Origin of the sequence: Rhizobium phaseoli, from assembly GCF_010668805.1 — a bacterium.
GTDB classification, from domain to species: domain Bacteria; phylum Pseudomonadota; class Alphaproteobacteria; order Rhizobiales; family Rhizobiaceae; genus Rhizobium; species Rhizobium phaseoli_A.
Genome location: NZ_WUFT01000147.1, coordinates 1 through 389, shown reverse-complemented (window position 1 = coordinate 389; position 389 = coordinate 1). Strand labels below are relative to the sequence as shown.

General features: G+C 73.0%; 1 protein-coding gene. It reads left to right on the top strand.

What is annotated here, in order from left to right; all coding sequences use genetic code 11:
* A partial coding sequence (locus GR197_RS31795) for a TolC family protein (RefSeq protein ID WP_164016670.1) occupies window positions 1-389 on the top strand: 389 nt, incomplete at both ends.

Genomic DNA, 389 nt, shown 5'->3' with positions numbered 1-389 from the left:
GTGCGCGCCTATGTCGAATCGTGCTCGGCGGCCGAAGAACTGGAGATCGCGCAGCAATCCCTGGCTTTGCAAAAGCAACGGGTCAAGCTCACGCAGCGGCTGCGCGACGCGGGCCGTGGCAACCAGCCCGATGTGACGCGCGGCCAGACGCAGGCCGACACGCTCGCCGCCGACATTCCGCGCTTCATCGCGCGCCGCCGCGCCGCGCAATACCGGCTCGCGATGCTGCTCGCGCGCGCGCCGTCCGATCTGCCGCCCGCCGCCCTCGCCTGCAGCCGGTTGCCGCATCTGAAGCAGCCGATCCCCGTCGGCGACGGCGCGGCGCTGCTCAAGCGCCGGCCCGACGTGCGCCAGGCCGAACGGCTGCTGGCGGCGTCGACGGCCCGCAT